Annotated in this window: 7 protein-coding genes and 1 pseudogene; 3 read left to right on the top strand and 5 right to left on the bottom strand. The window is 62.2% G+C overall.

The genetic code is table 11. The annotated features are described in order from the left end of the window. Both H0484_RS14900 and H0484_RS14895 read left to right on the top strand, forming a co-directional pair. Positions 1 to 480: TCP-1/cpn60 chaperonin family protein (locus tag H0484_RS14900; RefSeq protein ID WP_065675099.1), on the top strand; the 480-nt coding region annotated here is incomplete at its 5' end. Positions 481 to 706: 226 nt separating this feature from the next. After that, entirely contained in the window at positions 707 to 2,239 is a 1,533-nt protein-coding gene (locus tag H0484_RS14895; protein WP_449288528.1) for an IS91-like element ISCR3 family transposase, read from the top strand. 91 nt (positions 2,240 to 2,330) lie between these two features. Here the strand turns inward: H0484_RS14895 and H0484_RS14890 are convergent, their stop codons facing one another. Continuing rightward, a complete protein-coding gene (locus H0484_RS14890) occupies positions 2,331 to 3,053 on the bottom strand; it encodes a LysR family transcriptional regulator (protein WP_223151157.1) in 723 nt (240 codons plus the stop codon). Positions 3,054 to 3,142: 89 nt separating this feature from the next. After that, a complete protein-coding gene (tet(G), locus tag H0484_RS14885; RefSeq protein WP_001257840.1) occupies positions 3,143 to 4,318 on the bottom strand; it encodes a tetracycline efflux MFS transporter Tet(G) in 1,176 nt (391 codons plus the stop codon). A gap of 103 nt (positions 4,319 to 4,421) precedes the next feature. Between tet(G) and tetR(G) the strand changes: the two genes are divergently transcribed. Further along, positions 4,422 to 5,048: a tetracycline resistance transcriptional repressor TetR(G) gene (tetR(G), locus tag H0484_RS14880; protein ID WP_000163574.1), complete on the top strand. Its 627-nt coding sequence runs from the start codon at positions 4,422 to 4,424 to the stop codon at positions 5,046 to 5,048. Here the strand turns inward: tetR(G) and H0484_RS14875 are convergent. From H0484_RS14875 to H0484_RS14865, 3 genes and pseudogenes are all read right to left on the bottom strand, one after another. Continuing rightward, a pseudogene (locus H0484_RS14875) lies at positions 5,045 to 5,161 on the bottom strand (DUF3363 domain-containing protein); the annotation flags it as partial. The gene tetR(G) and the pseudogene H0484_RS14875 overlap by 4 nt on opposite strands. Positions 5,162 to 5,254: 93 nt before the next feature. Continuing rightward, entirely contained in the window at positions 5,255 to 6,469 is a 1,215-nt protein-coding gene (gene floR, locus H0484_RS14870) for a chloramphenicol/florfenicol efflux MFS transporter FloR (RefSeq protein WP_000214122.1), read from the bottom strand. A gap of 216 nt (positions 6,470 to 6,685) precedes the next feature. Further along, positions 6,686 to 7,255: DUF3363 domain-containing protein (locus H0484_RS14865; RefSeq protein WP_226955429.1), on the bottom strand; the 570-nt coding region annotated here is incomplete at its 5' end.

Below are 7,255 nucleotides of genomic sequence, written 5' to 3'. Positions count from 1 at the left end.
AGCGAAGTCGAGGCATTTCTGTCCTGGCTGGCGAACGAGCGCAAGGTTTCGGTCTCCACGCATCGTCAGGCATTGGCGGCCTTGCTGTTCTTCTACGGCAAGGTGCTGTGCACGGATCTGCCCTGGCAGGGCATCAACGAAGACCAGAACCTGGGCATCGCCATCACCCGCCGTGCGCTGGAAGCCCCGCTGCGCGCCATCGTGGCCAACGCCGGTGAAGAACCGAGCGTGATCGTGGCCAACGTCAAGGCCGGCGAAGGCAGCTACGGCTACAACGCCGCCACCGGCGAGTTCGGCGACATGATCGCCATGGGCATCCTGGACCCGACCAAGGTGACCCGCTCGGCCCTGCAGCACGCCGCTTCCGTCGCCGGCCTTGCGATCACGACCGAAGTGGTCGTGGCCGAAGTGCCGAAGAAGGAAGAGCCGGCCATGCCGGGTGCTGGCGGTATGGGCGGCATGGGCGGCATGGATTTCTGATCCGGTTGGCCCGGTCGTCAGGGAACCGGACCGCGCCAGCGCGGTCCGATCCCGGCAACGACCCGACATCAAGGCCCCAAGGACGGGGCCGGAGCCCGGCAGCGATGCCGGGCTTTTTGTTGTGCCCGCGCCGCGGCAATGTCTGACGCGAAGATCAGAACGCACCGATACGAACGTGCGAACACAGGCGCAACACTGAGCAGCCGTCCCCGCACCGGAGCGCTGCGTGCCGCGCCTCGCCACATCCCGGCGGCAAGCCGCGGGATGCGCGCCACTGCCGTCCGCCCACACCGGTTCGCGGTACGCGCGCCACGCGCCCGAGCGCACGCTGCTGTACGCGTTGGTAGAGGCGCACTACCCGGACTTCATTGCACGGATCGAAGCGGAGGGCCGCTCGCTGCCCGGGTATGTCCGCGAGGCGTTCGATGCCTACCTGCGTTGCGGCGTACTCGAGCACGGCTTCCTGCGGGTGGTGTGCGAGCACTGCCGTGCAGAGAGGCTGGTGGCCTTCTCCTGCAAGAAGCGCGGGTTCTGCCCGAGTTGCGGCGCGCGACGCATGGCCGAGAGTGCGCGGCACCTGGTCGAGGAGGTGTTCGGCCCGCGGCCTGTGCGGCAATGGGTGCTGAGCTTTCCGTACCCCTTGCGTTTCCTGTTCGCCAGCAAGCCAGAAGCCATTGGCCCGGTGCTGGGCATCGTGCAGCGCGTGATCGCCGGCTGGTTGGCCGATCAAGCCGGCATCGACCGCGCCAGCGCCCAGTGCGGCGCGGTGACGCTGATCCAGCGTTTCGGCAGCGCGCTGAACCTGAACATCCACTTCCACATGCTGTGGCTCGACGGCGTGTACGTGGAAGCCACCGAGCTGCCGCGGCGCGAACTGCGCCTGCACCGCGCCCGTGCGCCCACCACCGCGCAGTTGACCCAGCTGGCAGCTACCATCGCGCACCGGGTGTGTCGGCACCTGACGCGCAAAGGCTGGCTCGAAGGGGAGGGCGAATCGGCCTTCCTGGCAGACAGCGCTGCAGGCGACGACAGCATGGATGGGCTGCGGATGAGTTCGATCACCTACCGCATCGCCACCGGCCGCGACGCTGGCTGCAAGGTCGTCACGCTGCAAACGCTGCCCGGTGACGCCGGTTCGCTGGAGGGCGAAGCCGGCAAGGTCGGCGGCTTCTCACTGCATGCCGGCGTGGCGGCCGAAGCACACGAAAGCCACAAGCTGGAAAAGCTGTGCCGCTACATCACGCGCCCGGCGATCAGCGAGAAGCGGCTGTCGATAGCGCTCCAGGGCAGGGTGCGTTACCAGCTCAAGACCCCGTGGCGCAATGGCACCACGCATGTGGAATGGGATCCGGTGGATTTCATCGCCAAGCTGGCGGCGCTGGTCCCGCCACCTCGCGCGCATCTCACCCGCTTCCACGGCGTATTCGCCCCGAATGCAAACCTGCGTGCGCAGCTGACGCCCTCGGGGCGCGGCAAGCGGCCTGCGGGCGATGCGGCGCCAGTGGACGTCAGCGCCCACGACGCGCCGCGCAGCCCCGAGGAGAAGCGCCGTGCGATGAGCTGGGCGCAACGGCTCAAGCGGGTCTTTTCCATCGACGTCACCGCCTGCGTCCACTGCGGTGGCACCGTGCGGATCGTCGCCAGCATCGAGGAACCCACCGCCATCCTCGCCATCCTCGCCCACTTCGAGAAGCACGGCGCGCGGGAAGAAGCGCACTACAGGCCCGCAGCGCGCGCGCCGCCAGTGCAAGCCGCGTGACGATCTGCCGGCTGCACAGCCGACGGCGAAACCGGAATCCGAGCCGATGCGGCCACGATCCGCAGGGCGGCGCTCGGCCCGCTGTCGGGAATCAGCGAAGCATGGCTGCTGACAACGCCGCTGCGTGGCCCCGCGATGCCGAAATCCCACTCACAGACGTCCGATCCGTGCCCAAAACGGGGCTTGCGCGACCGCCGCCTACCCAGCAGACTGCCCGAAAAGGGCGTTTGAACTTCCTATACGCAAGGAACGTCTCGCCTGCCAAATCGGGCCATGTGACGGCTGACCGCTTGGCGAGCGGATGCCGTTCCGGTAGCACCGCCAAGAGCGGTTCGGTCCATGTGCGACGGGAATGGCAGTCGGGTGGTTGGGGCGTGCCCGCGACGAACGCCACGTCCAACCTGCCGGCGCGAAGCTGCACCACCGCTTCACGGGCCGGGCCTTCGGCGATCTCGACTTCAACATCGGGGTAATCCTTGCGGTATTGGCCGATCAGCTTTGCGAGGAAGCTATGCGGAATCAGGGCATGGATACCGATACGAAGCCGGCCGCTTTCTCCGGCTGCCGCCATGCCGGCGGTTTTCACCGCATGGTCGAGTTGGTCAATACCTACGGCTATCCGCTCGACGAAATGGCGTCCGGCCTCGGTCAGCCGAACGCCGCGCGCATGACGCTCGAACAAGAGGATGCCGAGGTCTTCTTCCAGTGCCTTCACGCGGGCGCTGACGCTGGACTGTGCAACGCCGAGCGCGTTGGCGGCGTGACGGAAGTTGAGATATTCGGCGACAGCGAGAGTGTGAACTAAGGTCATCATTGGCACTCGCCCCGAAAGGAGATGATTGCTCAACAGATTTAATCCGTCATTTCTCCTAAGTCTACGCATGCCAAATCGCCATGACTAAATCACAATGAAGTTGCGAATGGTCTGCGTAGTATTGGCAGACATATTAAATAGAGGATCGCGCCGACAATCCAAACCCAACCGTTCCATGCCCCGGCGGTGGCAGAATAGAGTGCTGTGAAGCCAAGCGGTCCTGCGATAGAGCTTAGATTGGTGAGGCTCGTTAGCGTTCCTTGCAAAGCCCCTTGCTTGTTACTGCTGACATTGTTTGAGAGCATTGCCTGCAAGGCCGGCATGCCAACACCCCCGGCGGCAAGCAGCAACAGAATCGGGAACACCATCCATCCCTGCGTGGCAAAAGCCAGAAGAACGAAGCCAGTCGCATCCGCAGCCATGCCAAACAGCAGCGTGCGCCGCTCTCCAAGCCGGCTTGAAAGCGGGCCGGTAACAAACGCTTGGAAGATCGCATGTGTTGCCCCAAACGCCGCGAGCGACAAACCAACGGTCGCGGTGTTCCACTGAAAACGGTCCTCGCCATATATGACCCATAGGGCTGCAGGCACTTGGCCGATCAGTTGAATAATGAAGAAAACTGCGAAAAGCGCACCTAGCCCGCGCAATGCATCATCCAGCCGTAACAGAACGAATGGTTTGATGCGAACCGGCTTTCCGGTCCCGCCATGGCTGTGATGAGTCTCCTTGAGGAAAATGCAGGCAAGCAGGAACGCGAACCCGTTGAGAAGGGCGGCGGCGATAAACGGGGCATGAGCAGAGATACCACCGAGCATGCCACCAAGTGCTGGCCCGGCAATCATGCCCGCCCCATAACAGGCCCCCATGTAGCCGAACCAGCGTGCGCGAGAACCTTCCCCCGTCGAATCGGCAATGGTTGAGGCTGCTACAGCTCCGGTTGCGCCCGTGACGCCGGACACGAGTCGGCCGATATAGAGCACCCATAAGACCGGCGCTGATGCCATAATCGTGTAATCGACTGCGGCTCCTGCAAGAGAAGCCAGAAGTACCGGACGCCGACCGTAAGAATCCGAAAGCTGTCCAAGCATGGGCGCGAAGACGACCTGCATCAATGCATAGAGCGACAGCAAGGCACCATAGTGTCCAGCGACCTGCTCTGCTGGCACAAGCTCACGCAGAAGCGTCGGAAGGACGGGCATGATGAGGCCGAGACCCATGGCGTCAAGACCCACGATCAGCAGGGCAATGATGGCAGAGCTGCGCACCTGAAACTCCAGCGCCGCTCAATGGAGCGACTTTATCAACGATAAGGAGATGGACATATAACTTATCGGTGATAAATTGTCAAGCACTGGCGAAGGAACGTGAATGACCAAACTGGACAAGGGCACCGTGATCGCGGCGGCGCTAGAGCTGTTGAACGAGGTTGGCATGGACAGCCTGACGACGCGGAAGCTCGCTGAACGCCTCAAGGTTCAGCAGCCTGCGCTTTACTGGCATTTCCAGAACAAGCGAGCGCTGCTTGATGCGCTCGCCGAGGCGATGCTGGCGGAACGCCATACCCGCTCGCTACCCGAAGAGAATGAGGACTGGCGGGTGTTCCTGAAAGAGAATGCCCTGAGCTTCAGAACGGCGTTGCTCTCTTATCGGGACGGCGCGCGTATCCATGCCGGCACTCGACCGACAGAACCGAATTTTGGCACCGCCGAGACGCAAATACGCTTTCTCTGCGCGGAGGGCTTTTGTCCGAAGCGCGCCGTTTGGGCGCTCCGGGCGGTCAGTCACTATGTGGTCGGTTCCGTTCTCGAGCAGCAGGCATCTGATGCCGATGAGAGAGTTCCGGACAGGCCAGATGTGTCCGAGCAAGCACCGTCGTCCTTCCTGCACGATCTGTTTCACGAGTTGGAAACAGACGGCATGGATGCTGCGTTCAACTTCGGACTCGACAGCCTCATCGCTGGTTTCGAGCGGCTGCGTTCATCTACAACAGATTAGAGGCTTATGCCCCTTTGCCGCCCCAACTGCCACGACACCGATCCGCTTTGCACGATGCCCATGACCTCACGGCCGAGCTGGCGGTCGATGACCGGCCGCCACGGGACAAGGGAAATGAGCGGTATCCTGCCAGACAGGATACCGACATTCACGAGGTTTCGATGGTTAGTGCGCCGCATCGGAGCGGGCCTGCTACCAGTCGTCGGTTAGACGACTGGCGACTTCTCGGTGGCAGCCCCACGGAGCCGAAGGAGCACCAGCCCCAACGAAACCAGTACCGCCATCGCCGTGGCGTAACAGATCACGGGCCACGCTGTGTCACCGTTTAAAAGTGCCACCGCCAATGTCCCGACAATGCTGACTATCAGGCTTTGAACGCAGAAGTAGAACGCGACCGCTGATCCCGCGATGTCGTCGAACTCTGCCAAAGCGCCGTTCGCGGTAACGGACACCGTGAAGACAATACCGACCGCGACAACCCACATCGGTAGGATGAAGGTGAGGAATGACGGCGAGCCGTAAAGTTCGCCGATCCCCAACAGGACCGCTCCGCAAACAAGCAACGCCATCCCACGCGCCACGCATCCTGCGATGCCCCATCTGGCGACAAAGGACTTCGCGAAACGGGTTGTCACGATCATTACAAGCGCGACAGTGGCGAAGGCAAAGCTGAATCCGATCTCGGAATATTCCGCTTGGCCTATGAGCACACGGGGAGCCGTCGAGAAGAAGACGAAGTAGGTGCCCATACCGGCGCTAAAGCCGACAGTGTAAACCCAAAAAGCCGGACTCGCGAAGATCGGCAAGACAGATCGGCGCGTCTTGACTTGATCCAGAGGGCGGGTTTCGTGCCACCTGAAACCCGCATTTAGGAGTGCGAGCATCGCCAGTATAGCCAAAGTAATGAATATCGCCTGCCATCCCAAGAACTCGCCGATCAATACTCCGGCGATAGGGCCGAGCGCAGGCACGAACGCCAGCATCGAACTGAAAAGGCCGTAGATGACGACACCCTCAGGACGGTTGGCATAAACGTCGCGAACCGTCGCGAACGTCGCCACCAGCATGGCCGACGCGCCCACTGCTTGAAGTAGACGGAAAGCGACAAAGGCCGGTGCAGTTGAAGACCAAGCTGCTCCCAGAGACGCAATGACGAAAGCCGTTGCGCCCGCAAGTAGAATTGGCCGTCGCCCGATTCTGTCTGAGAGCGGACCAAAAATCACCTGGCCCACGCCGAGCATCACCATATAGAGGCTCAACGTGAGTTGGATCATAGCGGGCGTCGTGTTCAGGATGCCGGGCATCGCTGGAACGACAGGGAGATAAATATCCATCGCCAGTGAAGCGAGGATGTCGAAAGGAGCCATCAGCAGCAGTGCTGCCGGCAGCGTATAGGCCCACGCGGGGCGTGTGGTGGTCATGACGAATCAACCCTCGATTAAGGAATACCGGGCGACGTCTGCTCGTCAGCAATCAGATGAGACTAGCCTTACAGAGCGCCGCAACAACAATACTGGTTGTTGCGGCTTACTTGTCTGCTGACTTGGAATTTCCCATCTGATTACTCCACGCTTACGAATATGAATTGCTACATTTTATCCGATTATCTTTTGCTTCGCAATGCGGCATGGGCGCACTCAGCGTTCCAGCCCCCTCTGCCGCCCTAACTGCCACGACACCGACCCGCCCTGCACGATGCCCATAACCTCGCGGCCGAGTTGGCGGTCGATGATCGGCCGCCACGGGACAAGGGTGAACTCATGGGATTTCTCGACCACGGCGAACTTGCCGCTCGATAGATGCACGGTTCCGGTAAACTTGCCGCTGACGCTCTCGCCGTCCGTGGCGGCGCGGAACGGCAGGCCCTTACTCAAAGCCATATCCGATCCGACGCCGGCTACCTCGCGCTCCCGCAGGATGGCGAGAAGGTTGCGCCGGTAGAAGATTCGGCCGTCCCTGTTGCGCGTGGCGTCGCGCTGTTCGATATGATGCTCGCGGCGCTGGTCCATGGCTTCGCGGACCTGTTGCCCGAAGCCGGTCGGCGCAAGGTCGGCCGTTTCGCCATGGACCAATCGCCGGTCCATCCCCGGATCGAGGATGAGCCGGTCGGCAGCGACCCCGCTCCGTCGCAAGGCGGAAACCCGCGCCTCGAAGAACCGCACAATCTCGTCGAGCGCGTCTTCGGGTCGAAGGTGACCGGTGCGGGT

Origin of the sequence: Mesopusillimonas faecipullorum (assembly GCF_020539505.1) — a bacterium.
Taxonomy (GTDB): Bacteria; Pseudomonadota; Gammaproteobacteria; order Burkholderiales; family Burkholderiaceae_B; genus Mesopusillimonas; species Mesopusillimonas faecipullorum.
Note: the sequence above shows the minus strand (reverse complement) of the source record. Positions and strands in the feature narration are given on the sequence as shown.

Excerpts from the sequence above, each read along its gene's own strand:
- H0484_RS14890 (WP_223151157.1), bottom strand. The coding sequence starts at position 3,053 with ATGATGACCTTAGTTCACACTCTCGCTGTCGCCGAATATCTCAACTTC.
- floR (WP_000214122.1), bottom strand. The coding sequence starts at position 6,469 with ATGACCACCACACGCCCCGCGTGGGCCTATACGCTGCCGGCAGCACTG.